Below are 21,356 nucleotides of genomic sequence, written 5' to 3'. Positions count from 1 at the left end.
ACGACCTGCGCAATGTGGCGTAGATCGCATCAGCGTTCTACACCGAGGGACTGAGCCGTCAAGTAACGGCGGCTGGACTTAAGGGGAAACGCTGGTGTCGAGCACACGGCCCGTTGCGCGCAGGACTAGTACCACCACCTCTCTTCCCAACTGTTCGGTCCAAGGCGCAGAGGCCGAGGCCCGAATCGCGTGGGTTTCCCAGGCCCGTTGCCGGCAAGCCGACCCCGACGAACTGTTCGTCCGTGGCGCAGCCCAGCGCAAAGCCGCAGTGATCTGCAGGCACTGCCCGGTGATCCTCGAATGCGGCGCCGACGCGCTCGACAACCGTGTCGAGTTCGGTGTCTGGGGTGGCATGACCGAGCGCCAGCGCCGGGCACTGCTCAAGCAGCACCCCGAGGTGGTCTCCTGGGCCGACTTCTTCGCCGCCCAGCGCAAACACCGCAGCGCCGTCTAGGCGGAAGGCCCCTAAGCAGCTTCCGCTTCGCCGGTGATCTGATCGGCGATCGCGCGTAACGCCTCTAGATCCGACACGTCGAACGGCAACGACGGCACTCCGACGATCGATACGTGCGGATTGGCGCCGGTGAACCGCGACAACAGCCGAACCTCGCGCTTGGCCGTCCCCGCCCTGGCGGCGTGAATCCGCAGCACCGCGGCGGTCAGTGACTCGGGGTCCTCGGCGGCCAGCGTGTCGGCGGCCTCTGCGGCCTTGTCGGCGTGCAGCGACGTCAACGTCGGATGGGTCCGGTTGAGGATCAGCCCGGCCAGCGGCATGTGCTCTTCGGAGAGCCGCTCGACGAAGAACGACGCCTCCCGCAATGCGTCGGGTTCGGCCGCGGACACGACGACGAACTGGGTGCCGCGTCGCTTCAGCAGCTCATAGGTGCGGTCGGCCTTCTCGCGGAACCCGCCGAATGTGGCGTCCAGCGACTGCACGAAGGCCGCGGCGTCGGACAGCATCTGTGAGCCGAGCACCGTCGACAGCGCGCGCATGGCGAGGCCCATCGCCCCCGACACCAGTTTTCCGATGCCGCGGCCCGGCCCCAGCAGCAGCTTCCACAGCCTGCTGTCCATGAAGCCGCCCAGACGTTTTGGCGCGTCAAGGAAGTCCAAGGCGTTGCGCGACGGCGGCGTGTCGACGACCACCAGGTCCCATCGGTCCTCAGCCAGCAGCTGGCCCAGCTTCTCCATCGCCATGTACTCCTGCGTGCCCGCAAGCGAGGTGGCGACGGTCTGATAGAACTGGTTATCCAGAATCGCTTGTGCGCGATCGGCTCCCGAGTACTGAATCACCATCTCGTCGAACGTGCGACGCATGTCGAGCATCATCGCGTGCAGTTCGCCGGACACCTCGGGAGCCAGTGGCACCCGCTGAGGGGTGTTGCCGAGGTCCTTGATGCCCAACGCCTGGGCCAGACGCTTCGCCGGGTCGATGGTCAACACGACGACCGTTCGGCCGTACTCGGCGGCGCGCAGCGCCATCGCCGCAGCGGTGGTGGTCTTGCCGACACCACCTGCGCCGCAACAAACCACGACGCGGTTCGACGTGTCGTGCAGGATCTCGGCCATGTCCAGCGCGGGCGGGGTGGTGCTCATCAGCGGACTCCCTGGTGGGCCAGCGCTTCGGCCAATTCGTAGAGGCTGCCGAGGTCGACACCGTCGGGCAGTGCGGGCAGTTCCAGCCTGGGCACCTTGATCTCGTCGAGCTCTTCTGCGCTCTCGGCGCGCGCCGCGATCCGAGTGGCATGCTGGATGGATTCGGTGAGCAGACCGGCGAAGTCGCTGTCGGACAACGTGATTCCGGTCTTGGTCAAATCGGCACGGATCTTGTCGGCATCGATGTCACCGTCGCCAGCCTTGGCCAGCGCATCGGGGCTGAGGTACGCGGGGATGTTGCGGTTGACGATGACGCTCCCGATGGGCAGTTCCAGGTCCTGCAGCTCGTCGATCGCCTCCAGCGTCTCCTGCATGGGCAGCGCCTCGAGCAGCGTCACCAGATGGATCGCGGTCAGATCGGAGTGCAGCAGCTTGACGACGCCCTCGGCCTGAGAGTGCACCGGCCCGCCCTTGGCCAGATCGGAGACCGCCTTGGTGACGTCGAGGAAGCGGGCGATGCGCCCGGTCGGCGGCGAGTCGACCACGATGGCGTCGTACGCGGAGCGCTTCTTGTCGGGCTTCTCGTTGCGCACCACGATTTCCTTGATCTTGCCGGTGAGCAGCACGTCGCGGAGGCCAGGCGCGATGGTCGTTGCGAACTCGACGGCGCCGATGCGCCGCATCGCCCGGCCCGCCAACCCGAGGTTGTAGAACATCTCCAGGTATTCGAGGAACGCCGCCTCGATGTCGATGGCCAGCGCGTTGACCATTCCGCCGCCGTCGGCGGTGGCGATCTTCACTTCCTCGTAGGGCAGCGGCGGCACGTCGAAAAGCTGCGCAATGCCCTGGCGCCCTTCGACTTCGACCAGAAGCACCTTCCGGCCGCCTGCAGCCAACGCCAGCGCCAGTGAGGCGGCGATGGTCGACTTGCCCGTGCCGCCTTTGCCGGTGACGAAGTGCAACCGCGCCTTGGTCAGCCGGGACGGCCAGCCGACCGGTTTACGGTCGTTCGCTTCGTTAGCCACCACTGCAGCCTAGCCAAGGCGGTCTGCCATCCGGATAAGCTCAGCCGCATGAGCGAATCCACCCGGTGGGAGTACGCCACTGTCCCACTTCTGACGCATGCCACCAAGCAGATACTCGACCAATGGGGAGAGGACGGCTGGGAGCTCGTCGCGGTGCTGCCGGGGCCAACCGGTGAGCAGCACGTCGCTTACCTGAAACGGCCGAAATGAGCGGCGGCGGCTGGTCAGCCCGGCTCTCCGAACTGGGCATCGAGCTGCCGCCGGTGGTCAAACCCGTGGCGGCCTATGTCCCCGCGGTGCAGACCGGCAATCTGGTCTACACAGCGGGACAGCTGCCGATGGTGGCGGGCGAGCTGCCCGCGGCAGGCGCTGTCGGCGGTGTCGTCAGCCCCGAGCAGGCCAAGGCTCTCGCCCGGATTTGTGCGCTCAACGCGCTGGCCGCCGTCGATTCGCTGGTCGGCGTCGACGCCGTCGCCCGGGTGGTCAAGGTCGTCGGCTTCGTCGCATCCGCGCCCGGTTTCCACGGCCAGCCCGGCGTCGTCAACGGCGCATCCGAACTGTTCGGCGAGGTGTTCGGGGAGGCGGGCGCGCACGCGCGGTCGGCGGTCGGGGTGGCCGAGCTGCCGCTGAACGCGCCTGTGGAGGTCGAGCTGATCGTCGAGGTGCGGTGAGCCGTGCGGCATCCCGCCTACGGGTTGTTGCGCCCGGTGACCGAGACGGCATCGGTGCTGCTGTGCAACAACCCCGGGCTGATGACGCTGGACGGCACCAACACCTGGGTGTTGCGCGGTAAGGGCAGCGACGAGATGGTGCTCGTCGACCCGGGGCCCGAGGACGACGAACACGTCGCCAAGATCGCCGAGCTCGGCGCAATCCCGCTTGTGCTGATCAGCCACCGCCACGATGACCACACCGGCGCCATCGACAAGATCGTGGAGCGCACCGGCGCGGTGGTCCGTGCGGTCGGCAGCGGCTTTCTGCGCGGCCTCGGTGGGCCGTTGACCGATGGTGAGGTCATTGACGCCGCGGGGCTGAAGATCTTGGTGATGGCGACGCCGGGGCATACCGCCGACTCGCTGTCGTTCGTGCTCGATGACGCCGTGCTGACCGCCGACACCGTGCTCGGCCGTGGCACGACCGTGATCGACTCCGAAGACGGCGCCCTCGGCGAATATCTGGAGTCGCTCAAGCGGCTTCAGGGCCTGGGACACCGGACGGTGCTGCCAGGGCACGGCCCCGATCTCGACGATCTCGAGGCCGTCACCGCGATGTACCTGGCCCACCGCGAGCAGCGCCTCGACCAGGTGCGCGGCGCGCTGCGGGCACTCGGCGACGACGCCACCACCCGGCAGATCGTCGAACACGTCTACACCGACGTCGACGAGAACCTATGGGACTACGCCGAATGGAGCGTGCAGGCCCAGCTCGACTACCTGCGCTCCTGAATCCCTAACGGGCGCGGCGGGCCAGCCGCTCGCTATCGGAGATCAGCACGCTCTTGCCCTCCAAGCGGATCCACCCGCGATGGGCGAAATCGGCGAGCGCCTTGTTGACCGTCTCCCGTGACGCGCCGACAAGTTGGGCGATCTCTTCCTGCGTGAGGTCATGGGTCACCCGCAGCGCGCCGCCCTCCTGCGTGCCGAAGCGCTGAGCCAGCTGCAGAAGCTGCTTGGCGACGCGGCCAGGAACGTCGGTGAAGATCAGGTCGGCGAGGTTGTTGTTGGTGCGGCGCAGCCGGCGGGCAAGCACCCGCAGCAGCTGCTCGGCGATCTCGGGTCGATCGGCGATCCAGGCACGCAGCGCGTCGCGGTCCATCGAGACCGCACGCACTTCGGTGATCGTGGTCGCGCTCGAAGTCCGTGGACCGGGGTCGAAGATCGACAGCTCGCCGAACATGTCCGACGGACCCATGATGGTGAGCAGATTCTCGCGTCCGTCCGGCGACCGGCGACCGATCTTGACCTTGCCGGAAATGATGATGAACAGCCGATCGCCAGGCTCTCCCTCGGCGAACACGGTGTGCCCGCGTGGGAAGTCGACGGGCTGCAGCTGCTTTGTCAGCGCGGATACGGCGCTCGGCTCGACTCCCTGGAAGATTCCGGCCCTGGCCAGGATCTCGTCCACGTTGCCCCTCTTAAGCTGTTGAGTGATATGACATGCGCACGCCAACCTCTAACGCTTTGCGACATCAGTCTAGAGGCTGGCCATTTCGTGCGTAGTCACGCTACACACGATTGGCGTGCGGAGACGGCTGAAATTCAGTATTCGCGACGTTGTCTGCATACAGCGGCGTCGGCAAATTCGACCAGTCGTCGTCGATGATGTAGCTCTTGACGACCTCCGGATCGCGAACACGTTCCTGTTGTCGGCGATGCATGCCGTCGATTGCCTCCGGCATGCCGTCCCGCGCCAGCGTACGGACGTCATCGGCGCGCGCCTGTTCGAGAAACTCGGCCACGTCGGCAGCCGAAACGGTGTCGCGATCGAGGCCGGATTCGATGCGCTGGAGCCCGAACGTGGCCAGCATCAGCAACCCTGGGATGAAGGCAACGAGCAACCACGACACAAGCAGGTAGTTAACACGGCGAAGGTCTCGGTGGGATCACGAATTGTCACCGGTCGCAGTATCCGTTGTCGGCCGGCTCAGTACGCTTGCATCCGTGACTGTTGGTGAGTCCTCGACGGGGAAGACGGCGAAGCCCAAGCCGACAAGGCGGGCCTCGTCGCGCAAGTGGGACTCCGAGACCCACATCGGGCTGGTGCGCAGGGCTAGACGGATGAATCGCACACTGGCGCAGGCATTTCCGCATGTGTACTGCGAGCTCGACTTCACCAATCCCCTCGAGCTCACGGTGGCGACCATCCTTTCGGCGCAGAGCACCGACAAGGGCGTCAACCTGACCACCCCCGCGTTGTTCGCGAAGTACCGGACTGCGAAGGACTACGCGCAGGCCGACCGCACCGAGCTCGAAGAGATGGTTCGGCCGACGGGCTTCTATCGCAACAAGGCCAACTCGCTCATCCGGCTGGGTTCCGAACTCGTCGAGCGGTTCGACGGTGAGGTGCCCTCCACCATGGAGGAGCTCGTCACGCTGCCCGGTGTCGGCCGCAAAACCGCCAACGTGATCCTCGGCAACGCGTTCGGCGTTCCCGGCATCACCGTCGACACCCATTTCGGCAGGCTGGTCCGGCGGTGGGGGTGGACGGAGCTCGAGGATCCGGTCAAGGTCGAACACGCCGTCGGTGAGCTGATCGAACGCCGCGAGTGGACCGATCTGAGCCACCGGGTGATCTTCCACGGTCGCCGCGTGTGTCACGCCCGCAAGCCGGCCTGCGGTGTGTGCGTGCTGGCCAAGGACTGTCCGTCGTTCGGGATCGGGCCGACGGACCCGCTCGTCGCCGCGCCTTTGGTCAAGGGTCCGGAGACCGAACACCTGCTGGCGATGGCCGGGCTGTAGCCGCGGCCCTCCTGCGCCATGAGCACGTCGACCCGGTGGACCGTGGTGGCGCTCGCCGTCGTGGTCGCGCTCGGGGTCGGGCTGTGGATTCAGCTGGACCGCACCGGGTCGACGGGCGGGCCGGGTCAAGTGCAGGCCAGGGAGCACCGCGACGCAGACACTCCCGAGGCGCTGGCCGAACCGCGGCAGAGGGCCGATCTCGCGCCATGTCCAGCCGACGGACCCGGCGCCGGTCCAGCCAAGCTGGCCGGTATCACGGTCGAATGCGCGGGTAACGGCGCACAGGTCGACGTGGCCAAGGCGTTGGCCGGCCGGACCGTGGTGCTCAACCTGTGGGCGTACTGGTGTGCGCCGTGCGCCGAGGAACTGCCCGCGATGGCCGAGTATCAACGTCGCGTCGGCGCAGCTGTCACCGTGGTTACCGTGCACCAGGACGAGAACGAGACGGCGGCGCTGATGCGGCTGGCCGAGCTGGATGTGCGGCTGCCGACACTGCAGGACGGCAGGCGGTTGATCGCCGCTGCACTGCAGGTGCCCAATGTGATGCCCGCGACGGTGGTGCTGCGGCCGGACGGTAGCGTTGCCGAAATCCTGCCGCGTTCGTTCGCCACCGCCGACGACATCGCCGCTGCCGTCGATCCAGAGATAGGAGTGCCGGGGTGAGTCCGGAGAGCGAACGGAGTCCGGTGACTCCCGACGCCGCTCCGCCCTGGCTGAAGCCTCTGGTCCACAATGCCCGCGCGGTGAAGCAGGCCTACCGGCGACGGGTGCCTGCCCAGCTGCTGGCGATGGTGACCGCCGCCAACGCGAAGGCGGCGCTGACAGGAGCCGGTCGGGACGCGGCGGTGCTGGTGCTCTTTTCGGGCCCGCAGGACTCTGAGAGCGGCGGGTTGCCCGACGACGCCGACCTGTTGGTGACCGTTCGGGCGTCGACGCTTCGCCATCACGCCGGTCAGGCCGCGTTCCCGGGCGGAGCCGCCGACCCCGGCGACGAGGGGCCGATACACACGGCGCTGCGTGAGGCAGGTGAAGAAACCGGCATCGACACCAGCAGGCTCACGCCCCTGGCCACTCTGGAGAAGATGTTCATCCCGCCGTCGGGCTTCCATGTCGTGCCGGTACTGGCCTACTCGCCGGACCCCGGCCCGGTAGCCGTCGTCGACGAATCCGAGACCGCGGTCGTGGCGCGGGTACCGGTGCGTGCCTTCATCAATCCGCAGAATCGGCTGATGGTGTACCGCAAAGAGAACACCCGACGCCTCGCAGGGCCGGCGTTTCTGCTGAACGAGATGTTGGTCTGGGGCTTCACGGGGCAGGTGATCTCGGCGATGCTCGACGTGGCCGGGTGGGCGAAACCCTGGAACACCGACGACGTGCGCGAGTTGGACGAAGTGATGGCCCTTGTCGGTCATGATGACACCGGCGGGGAGGCACAACTATGACGTCGTCTCAGTGGCTGGACATGGCCGTGCTGGCGGTCGCGTTCGTTGCGGCGATCTCGGGATGGCGATCCGGTGCGCTTGGCTCGCTGCTGTCCTTCATCGGCGTCGTGCTGGGTGCCGTGGCAGGCGTGCTGCTTGCACCGCACATCGTCACCCACGTCACCGGCACGCGCACGCAGCTGTTCATCACCCTGTTCCTGATCCTCGGGCTTGTCGTCGTCGGCGAGATCGCCGGCGTGGTGCTTGGCCGTGCGGTGCGAGGTGCGATCCGCAACGGCACGCTGCGGCTGTTCGACTCAGTGATCGGTGTTGTCGTGATGGTGGCCGCCGTTGCAGTGGTGGCTTATCTGCTGGCGACCCCGCTGACATCGACCAACCAACCGAATCTGGCTGCAGCCGTGCGTGGTTCGAAGGTGCTCAGCCAGGTCGACCAGGTCGCGCCGCCATGGCTGAAGGCGGTGCCGAACCGGCTCAAGGCCCTTTTGGACACCTCCGGTCTGCCCGACGTGCTTGGCAACTTCGGCCGCACCCCGATCGCCAACGTCGACGCGCCGGACGCCGCGCTGATCAACGATCCGGTGGTCGCCACCGTCCGGCCGAGCATCACGAAGATCCGCGGTGTCGCGCCGGGCTGCCAAAAGGTCTTGGAGGGAACAGGTTTCGTTGTCGCGCCTAATCGGGTGATGTCCAACGCGCACGTGGTCGCGGGGGCGGAGACCGTCACCGTCGAAGCCGACGGTCAGACGTATGACGCCACGGTGGTCTCCTACGATCCGGATGCCGACATCTCGATCCTCGATGTGCCGGGCCTGCCATCGGCGCCACTCCCGTTCGCCCAGGAACCCGCGAAGAGCGGGACAGATGCATTGGTGCTCGGCTATCCCGGCGGCGGCGAGTTTCAGGCCACCCCGGCACGTGTGCGCGAGACCATCGAGCTCAAGGGACCAGACATCTACAAGTCGAAGACCGTCGACCGTGAGGTCTATACGATCAGAGGTACTGTGCGCCAAGGTAATTCGGGTGGGCCCATGATCGACCGGCAGGGCCAGGTACTCGGTGTGGTGTTCGGCGCCGCAGTGGACGATGCGGAGACCGGCTTCGTGTTGACCACCAGGGAGGTCGGCCACCAGCTCGGCAGAATCGGCAATACGGTGCCGGTCGCCACCGGGGTGTGCGTCAACGCCTGACGAATGCCCTCAACGGTGGGCCAGGAAGCGCGATAGCTGCTCGTTGACCGCGTCTGGCGCCTCTTCATGGGCGTAATGCCCTGCCTCGGCGATGGATACGTAACGGCCGTGGGGCGCGTAACGCCGGGTTCGGTTCACGGAGTCGGGCAGGACGTACGGATCGGCTTCGCCGCGGATGTGCAACATCGGTACGGTGAGAGGCCGTTTCATCAAGCGCATGAAGCGCCGGCCCTCGCTCTTCAGCTGGCTGCGCACCGCCCAGCGCTGGTACTCCAGAGCGGAATGAGCGGCCGACGGAATCTGGATGGCTTGGCGCATGTGCGCGATGGTCTCGGAGAAGTCCTCTGACGCAACCCATTTCGCGCTGGCACGACTACGCATCAGCCGCTCCAGCTCTGCGGCGTCGTGCCGAGTCAGCGCCCGTTCAGGCCACATCGGCACCTGATAGCGCAGCATCGACGGCAGCAGGGCCCGCCCTTGGTCGCGCCTGGTGAGGGCCGATGAGCGCAGCGCGGCGGGATGAGGTGAGCTGATCACCGCGATCGCGCTGACCATTCGTGGATGCAGCACCGACGTCGCCCAGCAGACCAATCCACCGTCGGCGTGACCGACCAGCGTGGCCGACGGATGGCCAAGCGCACGGATCAGGCCAGCGGTGTCCCCGGCCAGTGTCCAGCCGTCGTAGCCGCGTGGCGGCTTATCGCTGCCACCGTATCCGCGCAGGTCAACTGCGACAACGCGGGCGTTGCGCAGACCGCGCAGCTGATGGCGCCACGACCACCAGAACGAGCCGAAACCGTGCAGCAGGATCACCAGCGGCCGCTCGGTTATCGGCTCGGCGGTTTCGTTGTTTGATGTCGCCGCCGGTGCGGCTCCGTCGGCTTTGGCGTCGGCCTCCGCGACATGGAACCGAACGCCGTTGGCGTGCACCTCCAGATGACGCCACGGGCCGTCGATGCGGACGACCGACGGATCGGGTGGGGCCATTACCAGCCAGACGGATCCGAGGTCGGGTTGGCCGCGGCCTTTCCATCGGAAGCGCGCAACGCCTTGGTCTTCTCGTGTCCCGGGGTCAGCGCGTCGGGGATCTCCTTGACCGTCTCGATGGTCTTCTGCGGACCCCGAATGCGACGCACCTTCAGATAGCCGAACAACGCGAGCGCGGCCGTGACGAGGACCATCACGCCAAACACGATCAGGAATGCCACCCAGCGCCACAGCCACGTGTCGAGAAGCTCGGCGACGAAGAAGAAGAAAAAGAACGTCGAGTAGAACAGCACCACGAGCGCCAGGATGAAGAAGACGCTGCCGGTGAGGCCCTTCTTGACGTCACGGGTGATCTCGGCGCGGGCCAGTTCGACCTCTGCCCGTACCAGCGTCGATACCTGCGCTGTCGCATCCTTGACCAGCTCGCCGATCGACGGGTCGGGCTTGGCGGCGTGGGGATCCACCAGCGGAATCGAGGTAACGGTGGTCGGTACGCCATTCTTGCGGTCGGCACTGGTCACGAACGGTCCTCCCGATGTCGATGTCGCTGAAGGTCATGTTGCCATGTGGCGTCGAGGTAGACGATCCCGGCCGAGCGATAGACTGACCGTCACAGTCGGGCAAGCGGGTCGGGGACGTCGAATGGGGATGGGTTCTTGAAGACCGGGCACCGCTGGCTCGCACGCTTTTCGGTGGTCGTGGCGGCGCTGGCCACCATGCTGGCACCGACCTCCCCCCTTGCGCACGCCGACGAGCCCGTTCCGATCGGCGGGGGCTCGGGGCTCGTCGTCAACGGGGACACGTTGTGCACGTTGACCGCTATCGGCAACGACAACCGCGGCAACCTGATCGGCTTCACCTCCGCGCACTGCGGCGGCCCTGGCGCGCAGGTGGGCGCCGAAGGGGCCGAAGCCAGTGGCGTGCTTGGCACCATGGTGGCGGGTAACGACGCCCTCGACTACGCGGTGATCCAGTTCGACCCGCAGAAGGTCGCCCCGCTCAACAACGTCAACGACTTTCAGATCGACGGCCTTGGGCCCGACCCCGCCACCGGCGATGTCGCCTGCAAGCTGGGCAGGACGACCGGCTACTCCTGCGGCGTCGTCTGGGGACCCGGTGACGAGCCCGGCACGATCGTCAGCCAGGTGTGTGGCCAGCCCGGCGACTCGGGGGCGCCCGTCACCGTCAACAACCGGCTGGTGGGCATGATTCACGGCGCGTTCGCAGAAGACTTGCCGACCTGCGTGGTCAAGTTCATCCCGCTGCACACCCCGGCGGTCGCGATGTCGATCAACACCCAGCTGGCCGACATCGCCGCCAAGAACCGGCCCGGATCGGGGTTTGTGCCCGTCGGAAGCGCGCCGCCTGCCGCGTAGCGCTACTTGCCCGCGCGGATCGCCTCGAAAACGGTCGGGTCGACCAACGTAGAGGTGTCACCGAGTTCGCGTCCCTCGGCGACGTCGCGCAGCAGCCGTCGCATGATCTTGCCGCTGCGCGTCTTCGGCAGCTCGGGCACCACGTGAATCTCGCGGGGCCGCGCGATCTTCCCGATTTCCTTGGCGACCTGCTCGCGCAGCTCTTCGACCATGTTGTCGTTGTCCTTGGCGTGCGATTCCAGGATGACGAAGGCGCAGATGCCCTGTCCGGTGGCTTCGTCCGCAGCGCCGACGACGGCTGCTTCTGCGACACCGGAATGACCGACTAGCGCCGACTCCACCTCCGTCGTCGAAATCCGGTGTCCCGACACGTTCATCACGTCGTCGATGCGCCCGAGCAGCCAGATGCTGCCATCGGAGTCGACGCGGGCGCCGTCGCCCGCGAAGTACCAGCCCTGCTTGCCGTAGCGCGACCAGTACGTCTCCTTGTAGCGCTCGGGATCGCCCCAGATGCCGCGCAGCATCGACGGCCACGGCTGGTCAAGCACCAGATAGCCGGTGACATGTTCGGCCTCGTCGGCACCGGGCACCAGTTCCTTGCCGTCCTCGTCGACGATCTTCGCCGAGATTCCGGGCAGCGGTGTCATCGCCGAACCGGGCTTGGTCGCCGTCACGCCGGGCAGGGGAGAGATCATGATCGCGCCGGTCTCGGTCTGCCACCATGTGTCAACGATCGGAGTTCGGTTGCCGCCGAAGGCATCCCGATACCATCTCCACGCTTCGGGGTTGATCGGCTCGCCGACCGAACCCAGTAGCCGCAGGCTGGAAAGATCGTGGGCGTCGGGAATATCGCGTCCCCACTTCATGAACATCCGAATCAGTGTGGGCGCCGTGTAATAGATTGTGACGCCGTATTTTTCGATGACTTCGAAGTGGCGGTGCTCGTCGGGCGAGTTCGGCGTGCCCTCATAGACCACCTGGGTGACGCCGTTGGACAGTGGCCCGTAGACGATGTACGTGTGGCCGGTGACCCAGCCGATATCCGCTGTGCACCAATAGATGTCGGTCTCGGGCTTGACGTCGAACACGTAGTAGTGCGTATAGGACGCCTGGGTCAGATAGCCGCCCGATGTGTGCATGATGCCCTTGGGCTTGCCGGTGGTGCCCGATGTGTAGAGCAAAAACAGCGGATGTTCGGAGTCGAACGCCTCCGGAGTGTGCTCCGGCGACGCCTTGTCGACGACGTCGTGCCACCACAGGTCGCGGCCCTCGGTCCACGGCGTATCAATCCCGGTGCGGCGCACCACGAGTACATGCTCGACTGTGTCTTGCCCGTCGACGGCCTCATCGACCGGCTCCTTGAGCGACGCCGCCTTGCCGCGCCGGTATTGGCCGTCGGATGTGATCACCAGCTTGGCCTCGGCGTCCTCGATGCGGGCCGCAAGCGCCGCCGACGAGAACCCGGCGAAGACCACCGAGTGCAGCACGCCGAGCCGTGCGCAGGCCAGCATCGCCACGATCGCCTCGGGCAGCATCGGCATGTAGATCGCCACTCGATCACCGGCGACGAGGCCGAGGTCGGTCAACGCGTTGGCCGCCTTGCTCACCTCGGCGAGCAGCTCGGAATAGGTGATCTCCCTGCTGTCGTCCTTGGGCTCGCCTTCCCAGCGGATCGCCACCCGATCCCCGTTGCCCGCCTCGACATGGCGGTCGACGCAGTTGTAGGCGACGTTGAGTTTGCCGCCGACAAACCACTTGGCCACGGGTGCGTCCGACCAGTCAAGGACGTCGTCGAACGGGGTGTCCCAGGACAACCTGTTGGCCTGCTTCGCCCAGAACGCCAAGCGGTCCGTCTCGGCCTCGCTTGACAGCTCGGCGGTCGCGTTTGCCTGCGCGGCGAAGTCGTCGGCTGGCGGGTACGTGGGGGGGCCTTCGGCATGGTTCTGCGACATGTCTGTGAGCCTAGTCACCCGATGGTTGCGTCGACGTTGCGTTGTTCACCATCCCAACCGGGTACCCATTTCGGCGCCGCTAGCCTTGCCGAAATGACGTCGCATCCGCTGACACCGCTGGCCGAACTGCCCGGCGTGGCGGCCGCAAGCGACGAGGCGCGCGAGGCGCTGGGCAAGGTGCACCGTCACCGCACCAATCTGCGGGGCTGGCCCGCGACCGCCGCGGAGGCCGCGTTGCGTGCCGCACGGGCATCGGCTGTGCTCGAGGGCGGGTCGTTGCAACTGTCAGAAATCGGAGAGCCCGATCCGCTACTCGCGGGCGCTCTTCGAGTCTCCGAGGCGTTGGAGGGCGGCACGACGGCTCTCGTCGGGGTCTGGCAGAAGGCGCCGATGCAGGCATTGGCGCGGCTGCATGCCCTTGCCGCCAGCGACCTTGTCGACGACGAGCGGCTCGGGCGCCCGCGCGCCGACCCGGACGTCGGGCCTCGGCTGGAGTTATTGGTCGAGATGGTCACCGGCAAATCTGACGTGCCCGCGACGGTGCTGGCCGCGGTCGCGCACGGTGAGCTGCTGACGCTGGCACCGTTCGGCACCGCCGACGGGCTGGTCGCCCGCGGGGTGTCTCGGTTGGTGACGATCGCCAGTGGGTTGGATCCGCACGGTCTCGGCGTCCCAGAGGTGTTCTGGATGCGCCGCTCCGGTGATTACCTGGCCGCCGCGCGCGGATTCGCGTCGGGCACTCCCGACGGATTGGCCGCGTGGTTGGTGCTGAGTTGCCAAGCACTTCGGGCCGGCGCGAGGGAGGGGCTTTCGATCGCGGAGGGCGCGACGCAATAGCGTCCAGCAAAGTGAAAGCGGGCGACGCTCCGAAACAAGTTCGGCTCGTCGCCCGCTAGCACGGACTCCGGTTACCAAGCGTGCTGGTCAGGTGTGCGTGGGTGGCCTCGGCGTCTTCGACGATGCGCTACGGCTGCAACCCCACCCAAGGAGTCGTCGTGGTCGTCCGCTTTTCGCAATTACGCAGGCCCGCAACACTGTTGCCTATTCCGCGGCTTTAGCTCCGCGTGGGTGCCGGGATCCGTGCTGGGTAGCCTGCCTTCGGGAGTTCGAGCCTTCTCTTCCGGCTCGACCTTGGCCTCGCCAGGCTTCCGTGCTTCCTTTGTACTCCGTGACCACGGTCACAGCAAGGGTGAATCGCCCGCGAGATTTGATCGTTACCGCTCGGCCGTCAGCTACTACCGTCGGTCGGATGCTAAAAGGCGAACCGACGCAGCAGCGAGTAGGTCAGCGCGCCGGCCAGCACGGCGGTCAAACCAACCGCAACGGTGGTGGCGACGGCCGCGCTTGACGGCGCCGCGGGAAGACGGTCGCGCAGCGGGACCGGTCGCGAGAAGGCCAGCACCTGCCAGCCCCGAGCCACAGCCTCTTTGCGCAGCGCGCGGTCGGGGTTCACCACGGTCGGATGGCCGACGGCTTCGAGCATCGGCAGATCGGTGATCGAATCGGAGTAGGCATAGCAGTGCTCGAGCGCGTAGCCCTCGCGGGCGGCGAGCTCGTGAATCGCCTGCACCTTGCCTTCGCCGAAGCAGTAGTAGGCGACCTCGCCGGTGTACTTTCCGTCTTCGACGACCATCCGGGTGGCCATCGCATGGGTGGCGCCGAGGCCCTTGGCGATCGGCCCGACGATCTCCTCGCCCGACGCCGACACGACGACGACGTCGCGCCCGCACAGCTTGTGATCGGCGATCAGATTGGCGGCCTCGGCGAAGACCAAGGGGTCGACGATTTCGTGCAGGGTTTCGCCGACGATCGACTTGATCTGTTCGACGTCCCAGCCGGCGCACATATTGGTGATGTAATTCCGCATCCGGTCCATCTGATCATGGTCGGCACCCGACATCAGGAACAGGAACTGGGCGTAAGCGGACTTGAGTACGGTGCGTCTATTAATTAGCCCTTGGTCGTAGAAGGGTTTGCTGAAAGCGAGCGTGCTGGACTTCGCAATGACCGTCTTATCGAGGTCGAAGAACGCTGCCGTGCGAACGGGCTGTCCGGATTTCGGCTTCGTTTGCGGTACAACACCCACCGCGGCCGCTGGATCGGTGGCGGTCACAACGCCCAGCATAGGGCTCACATGTCGGCGCCAGCCCGCCAAGCGGCCAAAATGGCAGTTCACGACAGGTGCCCTTGCCTGCACTTCTGCGAGGCTAGCGGGTGCTTTCGGTGGTGAGCACTACTTGCGCTCCTTGGGCTTTCCGTGTGTATAGTGAGGATTACTCGGCTTATGCCGGGTGTGCATCAGCCCGACCCCCCGGGGCTGATACACGACGACCTCCGCCTCCTCCCCCCCTGGCGGGGGTCGTCCCTTTTCTGGACCCTTTTCGTTGGCCGGATAGGTGGGGAAACTCTGCCTTAGTTGCGGAACTTGTTTTCGTTGCCGTGTTGGCGGGGAAGCACCCTATAGGGACCCAAACTCCGATGCTAGGGAAACACCCGATGCGGCGAAGGCTCGAGCTTCGTTAGCGTCCCTGACGATCAGCTGGAAATCAGCTGTGCCGCACGGGAGGGTTAACCATGTATCGGATGTTCATGCGTAAAATCATCGGCTGCCTCGGGGCTGTATTCGGAGTCTTCGTTCTAGGGCTGTCCAGCGTTGGCATCGCGACGGCTGATGATGATCAACCGCCGCCGGTCAACGTTCAAAACAACACGACCTCTCCCGGGTGCCTTTCCGTTATCTGGCAGCACTACGCCTCAAATGTGAACAGTTTTTCGGTGGGGATAGATGGCGGAGACCAGATCGACGTAGGGATGGCCGGAAAGTACGACCCGCCTCGATGCTGGGAGCCGGAATCAACGCACTCAGTCACGGTGTGTGCTCACTACGCCACGCCGGAAGGTGACGTGGTCTGCACGGAGCCGCCCGTGCAGCTGACGACGGCAAGGGGCGGGCCCGGGGTCGGAGAAATGGCGCCCAGTGGGCCTCTGCCGACACCGAAGATCGATCCCCTACCGACGAGTCCCGACAACTTCGGTGTGGGATGGAAAGGGTTTCACGACTACGACTTTTACTTTGTCGACGTCTTACGCGAGGGCGGCACATGGAATTCGATCAAGCACAAATCCGAAGGAGATTGGGGTTGGCAGCGCGTCGAGGTAAGCCCGGGCACCACCTACACATTCCGGGTACAGGGCTGTGTCTCGGGTTTGTTCGGCGACCCTTGTTCCAATTGGTCCCCCGAAGTGAGTGTCACCATCGATCCCTCCCTCCCGTACGGGCCGGACACCTGCAAGCAGGGCTACGTCTGGCGGGACGCTGTTCCAGGTGACCACATCTGTGTCACGCCGGAAAGGCGCGACAAGGTAGCCACCGACAATGCGCTGGCGGCCAGTCGTGCTCCGGCCCAAGCACCTGCCGGCCGAGGGCCGGAGGTCGGCACCGAGTGCAATCCATTGTTCAAGAAGGTGGGTGATCCGTTGCCAGAAGGCTGTAACGAGTTGACTGGCCAGAAGTTCTGCAATGACGGGTTCGTCGGACGAGACGCGAACATGCACGACACCGTGTGCGTCGAGCCGGCGGAACGGAACACCATTGCGGCGGAGAACGCGAATCCTAGGGCGAACATGGTCAAGCCGTAGCGGTCGCTTTATCCACACTTAGGCCCTCGTCCACAGAACACCTTGAGGCGCTAGCGCCACGTCGGTGCCTGCCCGCACTGTGGACTGATGAACGCCGGAAACGCTGTCCTTGCGATGCTCTCCGAAACGGGGATGCGCGACGAGGTCGACCGCGTCGCCGCGGCCGCAGGCGTGACCGTCGTCCATGTCGCGCAACCGCCGAGCCGGCAAGCCTGGACCGGGGCACTCGCGGTCGTTTTCGACGCGGCCGCGGCAGGCAGCTGTCACGCGCCGTCGTTGCCTCGGCGCGCCCACGTCATCCTGGTCAGCCGCGGTGAACCACACACCTCCGACTGGCACATCGCGATCTCCGTCGGCGCGCAACACGTCATGAGCCTGCCCGCCGATGAGGCCGACCTCGTCGCGGCATTGTCTGCGGCCGCGGAATCGGGTGGCGACGGCGAGGCAAGGGGTCCGGTGGTCGCCGTGATGGGCGGCCGCGGCGGCGCCGGGGCCTCGGTGTTTGCGACGGCACTCGCGCAGTCGGCGCGCAATGCTCTGCTCATCGATGCCGACCCGTGGAGCGGTGGCATCGATCTGGTGGTCGGGACCGAGGAACAGCAGGGATTGCGATGGCCGGACCTTGCCTTGGAGCACGGCAGGCTCGACTTCGCGGCGTTGCGGCAGGCATTGCCCCGTCTCGACAGGCTAAGCGTGCTCTCCAGCGTCCGCTCAGGTAACGACGTCGAGCCCGGGCCGCTGGCCGCGGTGATCGATGCGGGACGACGTGGCGGCACAACCGTGGTCTGCGATCTGCCCCGCGGCCTGACACGTTCGGTCGAATTAGCCGTGGGCGCAGCCGACTTGGTCGTGCTGGTCACCACGGCCGATGTCGGCGGCTGCGCGGCGACGGCAGCCGTTGCGACGGCGCTTGGCGCTATCAACCCGAATGTCGGCCTGGTGGTTCGCGGCCCATCGCCCGCCGGATTGCGATCGGTCGACGTCGCGCGGGCCGTCGACCTGCCGCTCTTGGCTTCCGTGCGACCGCAGCCCGGCATCGCGGGGATGCTGGAGCGCGGCGGGCTGCGGGTGAGTCATCGCTCACCGCTTGCCACCGCCGCGCGACGGGTGCTGACGGTGCTGGCGCAACATCCATCGGCGGCCGCCGCATGAGCATGAGCGTGTCGTTGATCGATCGGGTTCGTGAGCGGCTGGCGGCCGAATCGGCGCCCCTACGTCCCGATGTCGTCGCGGCGGCCATCCGCGCTGAATCGGGGGGAGTGCTCGGCGACACCGAGGTGCTGAGCAATCTGCGGATGCTGCAGACGGAGCTGACCGGTGTCGGCATCCTTGAGCCGCTGCTGCGCGCGGAAGGCACTACAGATGTCTTGGTTACCGCGCCCGACGCCGTATGGGTCGACGATGGAAACGGGTTGCGGCGCAGCTCTATCCGGTTTGCCGACGAGGATGCGGTGCGCCGGCTGGCGCAGCGTCTCGCGCTGAGCGTGGGGCGTCGACTCGATGAAGCGCAGCCATGGGTGGACGGTCAGCTGGTCGGTGTCACCGCAGACCAGTTCACCGTCCGTCTGCATGCGGTGCTCGCGCCAATCGCCTGCGGCGGCACCTGTCTGTCGTTGCGGGTGCTGCGGCCGGCGACCCAGGACCTCCCGATGCTCGTGCGGGCCGGGGCGATCGCCCCCGAGGCCGCCGCACTCCTCGACAAGATCATCGCCGCCCGGCTGGCGTTCCTGGTCTCCGGGGGCACCGGTGCCGGGAAGACGACACTTCTGTCGGCCGTGCTTGGTGCGGTGTCGCCGGGCGAACGCATCGTCTGCGTGGAGGACGCCGCCGAGTTGCGGCCGAGGCATCCGCACCTGGTGAATCTGGTCGCGCGATGCGCGAATATCGAAGGGGTAGGCGAGATTACCGTCCGTGACCTGGTCCGGCAGGCACTTCGGATGCGACCGGACCGCATCGTCGTCGGCGAGGTGCGGGGTGCGGAGGTCGTCGACCTGCTCGCGGCCCTCAACACGGGACACGACGGCGGCGCGGGCACAGTACATGCGAACAATCCCGCCGAGGTGCCCGCACGGCTGGAGGCGTTGGCAGCTCTCGGTGGCCTGGATCGCTTCGCGTTGCACAGTCAGCTGGCTGCGGCTGTGCAGGTGCTGTTGCACGTCGGTCGCGACAACGCAGGCAAGCGCAGGCTCGGCGAGATCGCGGTGCTGCGCCGGGATGGCGGCGGCTTGGTGGAGGTCGTGTCGGCGTGGCATGCAGATAGCGGCTTCGGCGGCGGCGCAGACGATCTGGTGGCCCTGCTGGCGCAGCGGGGTGTGCGGTGACCGCAGCGGCGCTCGCGTTGGCGCTGGCGGTCTTCGTCGCACCACGCCCGCCTCGGCATCGGTTGGTCCCGGTGCCGCGCACTCGTCGGCGGCTGCCGAGGTTGGCGGTCGCGGTCGTATTCGCTGCAGCGATCGCGATGGCGCTGCCCGTCGCTGTCACCCTCGCCGCTGGCATCCTCGGCGCGACGTTGATGCTGCGTCGTCGGCAGTCCGACGCGCGTCGCGCACACGCGAAGGAGGCCGCCGCGTTGCAGAGCGCGCTCGATGTGCTGATCGGTGAACTACGCGTCGGCGCGCACCCGGTGGCCGCATTCGATGTCGCCGCACGCGAGGTCGAGGGGCGCGTTGCGGAAAGCCTGCGTGGTGTCGCCGCACGGGCACGGTTGGGCGCCGACGTGGCAGCGGGCCTGCGCAGTTTCGCCGCGTCATCGAATCTGCCCGCGCACTGGCAGCGGCTTGCTCTGTACTGGGGGCTGGCGCAGACCCACGGCCTGCCGATCGCCACGTTGATGCGTGCGGCGCATCGCGACGTCGTTGAGCGCGAACGCTTCTCGGCCCGGGTAGATGCCGGAATGGCTGGGGCGCGCACCACCGCGGCGGTGTTGGCCGGTCTTCCGGTACTCGGTATCGGCCTCGGTCAACTCATTGGTGCTGACCCGGTGAGCCTCCTACTGTCCGGCGGTGCCGGTGGCTGGCTGCTGGTTGCCGGTGTGACGCTCGCATGCTGCGGGCTCGTGTGGTCGGATCGCATCACGGGGCGGGCGGTGGCATGAGTATCCCTGCCCTGTTGTTGGCGGCTGCGCTGTTGATCACCGGTGGTTCGTCGAGGGTTCGGGTACGCACGGTTGTCGAGACCTCGGCGACGGTGATGTCTCCGTCGGGCGCCGCGGATTCTCTCGCCGTCGCCTCCACCTTCGATGTGTTCGCGACCTGCCTCAGTTCAGGTATGGCGGTGTCGTCGGCTGCCGCTGCAGCGGCACCTTCGGCGCCGCGTCGGCTCGCCGCAGTGCTGGATCGCGCCGCGGACATGCTGGCGCTCGGCGCGGATCCCGCTGCGGCGTGGTCGAATTCCGGCCTGCCGCTGGACAACCACGGCGATGCTCTGCTCCGGCTGGCACGCCGATCGGCGATGTCGGGTGCCGCCCTCGCCCAAGGGGTTTCCGACCTGGCCGATCAGTTGCGCCACGACGCGGCGTCGGCGGCCGACGCCAGAGCTCAGCGCGCTTCGGTGCTGATCGCGGGCCCACTGGGGTTGTGCTATCTGCCTGCCTTCGTATGCCTTGGAATCGTCCCGATCGTCGCGGGGCTGGCCGGCGACGTGCTGCGATCGGGGCTGGCGTGAACTGCCCGGATTGTCCGATGAACAAATCCGATGAACAAATAGGAGGGAAAACAAATGGTGGCGAGCATGATTCGCGAAGCGAAGGCAAGGGTGGTGTTGCTTCTGGTCGACGACACAGGCATGTCGACCGTCGAGTACGCCATCGGCACCATCGCCGCCGCGGCGTTCGGGGCGATTCTCTACACGGTCGTCACCGGCGACTCGATCGTCACCGCCCTGACGAACATCATCAATCGGGCGCTGAACACCAACGTCTGACCGGTGATCGCGGCGCGACCACCATCGAGGCGGCATTCGCCATCGCCGCGCTGGCCGTGGTTCTGGTGTTGTGCATGGCCGGGCTCACCGCGATGTCGACGCAGGTGCGGTGTATCGATGCGGCCAGGGAGGCGGCCCGCCTCGCGGCGCGCGGTGATAATGGTGCTGCGGTGCAGGCGGCGCACGATATCGCTCCGTTCGGGGCGCATCTCGATATGCGTAGGGAGGGCGGGCTGGTGGTTGCGACGGTCACCGCTCACTCGATCCTGTTGCCGGGCATCGCTATACGGGCGGAGACGGTGTCTGCGATCGAACCGTCGGTGGGATGATCGGGGCTCGGCGACACTGATCGCCGCCGCGATGATCGCGGTGCTGCTGACGGTCACCGTCGGCGGGTTCTATGTCGGCTCGGCGGTGATCGCCCGGCACCGCGCACAGGCGGCCGCCGACATGGCCGCGTTGGCGGCCGCGGCCCGACTGGCCGAAGGCGCCGGATCGGCGTGCAACCAGGCCTCAGCGATCGCGACGGCGATGAGGGTCGACATCGCCGCCTGCGAAGTCGACGAACTCGACGTGGTGGTCACGGTGCAGGCAGGGCGCGCCCGGGCCGCCGCCCGGGCCGGCCCCGTCGACAGCCCGGGCTAGTTGTACTGACCACGGACGTTAGGTACGGCGTGGCGTGGTGACATGACGAAGACCTCCGAGTGAAGTGCGAGCTGTCTAGGAACGCACCAACTCACCCCGGAGGTCTTCGTGGTCCACCGTAATGCCCC

Annotated in this window: 26 protein-coding genes; 18 read left to right on the top strand and 8 right to left on the bottom strand. The window is 66.7% G+C overall.

What is annotated here, in order from left to right; genetic code table 11:
- The first annotated feature begins 94 nt into the window (after positions 1-94).
- Positions 95-454 (top strand): WhiB family transcriptional regulator, encoded by a 360-nt coding sequence (locus D6M19_RS23600; protein ID WP_123027700.1) that lies wholly within the window; start codon positions 95-97, stop codon positions 452-454.
- Between the two features lie 11 nt (positions 455-465).
- On the opposite strand, the gene D6M19_RS23595 is transcribed toward D6M19_RS23600, so the two are convergent.
- The gene (locus tag D6M19_RS23595) at positions 466-1,596 is read right to left on the bottom strand and encodes an ATPase BagB (RefSeq protein ID WP_123027699.1); all 1,131 of its coding nucleotides are present in this window, start codon (positions 1,594-1,596) and stop codon (positions 466-468) included.
- Positions 1,596-2,621, bottom strand: coding sequence for an ATPase BagA (locus D6M19_RS23590; RefSeq protein ID WP_123027770.1), 1,026 nt, complete (start codon positions 2,619-2,621; stop codon positions 1,596-1,598). The genes D6M19_RS23595 and D6M19_RS23590 overlap by 1 nt, the downstream gene beginning before the upstream one ends.
- A 48-nt stretch (positions 2,622-2,669) precedes the next feature.
- Here D6M19_RS23590 and D6M19_RS23585 point away from each other — a divergent pair, with 48 nt between their 5' ends.
- The 3 genes from D6M19_RS23585 to D6M19_RS23575 are packed head-to-tail and all read left to right on the top strand — an operon-like array spanning position 2,670 to position 4,066.
- The gene (locus D6M19_RS23585) at positions 2,670-2,831 is read left to right on the top strand and encodes a Sp36 family protein (protein WP_123027698.1); all 162 of its coding nucleotides are present in this window, start codon (positions 2,670-2,672) and stop codon (positions 2,829-2,831) included.
- Entirely contained in the window at positions 2,828-3,292 is a 465-nt protein-coding gene (locus D6M19_RS23580) for a RidA family protein (protein WP_123027697.1), read from the top strand. The genes D6M19_RS23585 and D6M19_RS23580 overlap by 4 nt, the downstream gene beginning before the upstream one ends.
- Before the next feature lie 3 nt (positions 3,293-3,295).
- Positions 3,296-4,066: an MBL fold metallo-hydrolase gene (locus D6M19_RS23575; protein WP_123027696.1), complete on the top strand. Its 771-nt coding sequence runs from the start codon at positions 3,296-3,298 to the stop codon at positions 4,064-4,066.
- 4 nt (positions 4,067-4,070) lie between these two features.
- Here D6M19_RS23575 and crp read toward each other — a convergent pair whose 3' ends face one another.
- Complete coding sequence (gene crp, locus D6M19_RS23570) at positions 4,071-4,745, bottom strand: cAMP-activated global transcriptional regulator CRP (protein WP_041312815.1); 675 nt, start codon at positions 4,743-4,745, stop codon at positions 4,071-4,073.
- Between the two features lie 100 nt (positions 4,746-4,845).
- Entirely contained in the window at positions 4,846-5,148 is a 303-nt protein-coding gene (locus D6M19_RS23565) for a hypothetical protein (protein ID WP_234835017.1), read from the bottom strand.
- A 133-nt stretch (positions 5,149-5,281) separates the two neighbouring features.
- On the opposite strand from D6M19_RS23565, the gene nth reads away from it, so the two are divergent.
- The 4 genes from nth to marP are packed head-to-tail and all read left to right on the top strand — an operon-like array spanning position 5,282 to position 8,708.
- A complete protein-coding gene (gene nth, locus D6M19_RS23560; RefSeq protein ID WP_123027694.1) occupies positions 5,282-6,079 on the top strand; it encodes an endonuclease III in 798 nt (265 codons plus the stop codon).
- Between the two features lie 18 nt (positions 6,080-6,097).
- A complete protein-coding gene (locus D6M19_RS23555) occupies positions 6,098-6,742 on the top strand; it encodes a TlpA family protein disulfide reductase (RefSeq protein ID WP_123027693.1) in 645 nt (214 codons plus the stop codon).
- Positions 6,739-7,521 (top strand): NUDIX hydrolase, encoded by a 783-nt coding sequence (locus tag D6M19_RS23550; RefSeq protein ID WP_123027692.1) that lies wholly within the window; start codon positions 6,739-6,741, stop codon positions 7,519-7,521. The genes D6M19_RS23555 and D6M19_RS23550 overlap by 4 nt, the downstream gene beginning before the upstream one ends.
- On the top strand, positions 7,518-8,708 hold the full coding sequence (gene marP / locus D6M19_RS23545; RefSeq protein ID WP_123027691.1) for an acid resistance serine protease MarP: 1,191 nt from the start codon (positions 7,518-7,520) through the stop codon (positions 8,706-8,708). The genes D6M19_RS23550 and marP overlap by 4 nt, the downstream gene beginning before the upstream one ends.
- A gap of 9 nt (positions 8,709-8,717) precedes the next feature.
- Here marP and D6M19_RS23540 read toward each other — a convergent pair whose 3' ends face one another.
- Together D6M19_RS23540 and D6M19_RS23535 are read right to left on the bottom strand one after the other, a co-directional pair.
- Positions 8,718-9,695, bottom strand: a complete 978-nt coding sequence (locus D6M19_RS23540) for an alpha/beta fold hydrolase (RefSeq protein ID WP_123027690.1) — start codon at positions 9,693-9,695, stop codon at positions 8,718-8,720.
- Entirely contained in the window at positions 9,695-10,216 is a 522-nt protein-coding gene (locus tag D6M19_RS23535) for a phage holin family protein (protein WP_123027689.1), read from the bottom strand. Before D6M19_RS23535 ends, D6M19_RS23540 begins: the two co-directional genes overlap by 1 nt.
- Before the next feature lie 195 nt (positions 10,217-10,411).
- Between D6M19_RS23535 and D6M19_RS23530 the strand changes: the two genes are divergently transcribed.
- Positions 10,412-11,071 carry a S1 family peptidase gene (locus D6M19_RS23530; RefSeq protein ID WP_123027769.1) on the top strand — a complete coding sequence of 220 codons (660 nt, stop codon included), beginning with the start codon at positions 10,412-10,414 and terminating at the stop codon, positions 11,069-11,071.
- 2 nt (positions 11,072-11,073) lie between these two features.
- Here D6M19_RS23530 and acs read toward each other — a convergent pair whose 3' ends face one another.
- The gene (gene acs / locus D6M19_RS23525; RefSeq protein WP_123027688.1) at positions 11,074-13,023 is read right to left on the bottom strand and encodes an acetate--CoA ligase; all 1,950 of its coding nucleotides are present in this window, start codon (positions 13,021-13,023) and stop codon (positions 11,074-11,076) included.
- Between the two features lie 93 nt (positions 13,024-13,116).
- Between acs and D6M19_RS23520 the strand changes: the two genes are divergently transcribed.
- On the top strand, positions 13,117-13,860 hold the full coding sequence (locus D6M19_RS23520; RefSeq protein WP_123027687.1) for a Fic family protein: 744 nt from the start codon (positions 13,117-13,119) through the stop codon (positions 13,858-13,860).
- 415 nt (positions 13,861-14,275) lie between these two features.
- On the opposite strand, the gene D6M19_RS23510 is transcribed toward D6M19_RS23520, so the two are convergent.
- The gene (locus tag D6M19_RS23510; protein ID WP_123027686.1) at positions 14,276-15,148 is read right to left on the bottom strand and encodes an HAD-IB family hydrolase; all 873 of its coding nucleotides are present in this window, start codon (positions 15,146-15,148) and stop codon (positions 14,276-14,278) included.
- A gap of 464 nt (positions 15,149-15,612) precedes the next feature.
- Here D6M19_RS23510 and D6M19_RS34355 point away from each other — a divergent pair, with 464 nt between their 5' ends.
- The 8 genes from D6M19_RS34355 (at position 15,613) to D6M19_RS34915 (ending at position 21,228) form a co-directional block, all read left to right on the top strand.
- Positions 15,613-16,662, top strand: coding sequence for a hypothetical protein (locus tag D6M19_RS34355; protein ID WP_164478655.1), 1,050 nt, complete (start codon positions 15,613-15,615; stop codon positions 16,660-16,662).
- 87 nt (positions 16,663-16,749) lie between these two features.
- Positions 16,750-17,814 (top strand): septum site-determining protein Ssd, encoded by a 1,065-nt coding sequence (gene ssd / locus D6M19_RS23500; RefSeq protein ID WP_123027684.1) that lies wholly within the window; start codon positions 16,750-16,752, stop codon positions 17,812-17,814.
- Between the two features lie 2 nt (positions 17,815-17,816).
- Positions 17,817-18,983 carry a TadA family conjugal transfer-associated ATPase gene (locus D6M19_RS23495; RefSeq protein WP_123027683.1) on the top strand — a complete coding sequence of 389 codons (1,167 nt, stop codon included), beginning with the start codon at positions 17,817-17,819 and terminating at the stop codon, positions 18,981-18,983.
- A complete protein-coding gene (locus D6M19_RS23490) occupies positions 18,980-19,756 on the top strand; it encodes a type II secretion system F family protein (protein WP_123027682.1) in 777 nt (258 codons plus the stop codon). Before D6M19_RS23495 ends, D6M19_RS23490 begins: the two co-directional genes overlap by 4 nt.
- Positions 19,753-20,325, top strand: a complete 573-nt coding sequence (locus tag D6M19_RS23485) for a type II secretion system F family protein (RefSeq protein ID WP_123027681.1) — start codon at positions 19,753-19,755, stop codon at positions 20,323-20,325. Before D6M19_RS23490 ends, D6M19_RS23485 begins: the two co-directional genes overlap by 4 nt.
- Before the next feature lie 66 nt (positions 20,326-20,391).
- Entirely contained in the window at positions 20,392-20,583 is a 192-nt protein-coding gene (locus tag D6M19_RS23480; RefSeq protein ID WP_407665398.1) for a DUF4244 domain-containing protein, read from the top strand.
- Between the two features lie 74 nt (positions 20,584-20,657).
- Positions 20,658-20,912 (top strand): TadE family type IV pilus minor pilin, encoded by a 255-nt coding sequence (locus D6M19_RS34920; RefSeq protein WP_327389823.1) that lies wholly within the window; start codon positions 20,658-20,660, stop codon positions 20,910-20,912.
- Entirely contained in the window at positions 20,887-21,228 is a 342-nt protein-coding gene (locus tag D6M19_RS34915; protein ID WP_268812332.1) for an Rv3654c family TadE-like protein, read from the top strand. Before D6M19_RS34920 ends, D6M19_RS34915 begins: the two co-directional genes overlap by 26 nt.
- The last annotated feature ends 128 nt before the right edge of the window (positions 21,229-21,356 follow it).

The sequence above is a fragment of the Mycolicibacterium stellerae genome (genome assembly GCF_003719305.1).
Lineage (GTDB): Bacteria > Actinomycetota > Actinomycetes > Mycobacteriales > Mycobacteriaceae > Mycobacterium > Mycobacterium stellerae.
The sequence above is the reverse complement of the archived record's forward strand: the minus strand, read 5'-3'. Positions and strand labels throughout refer to the sequence as shown.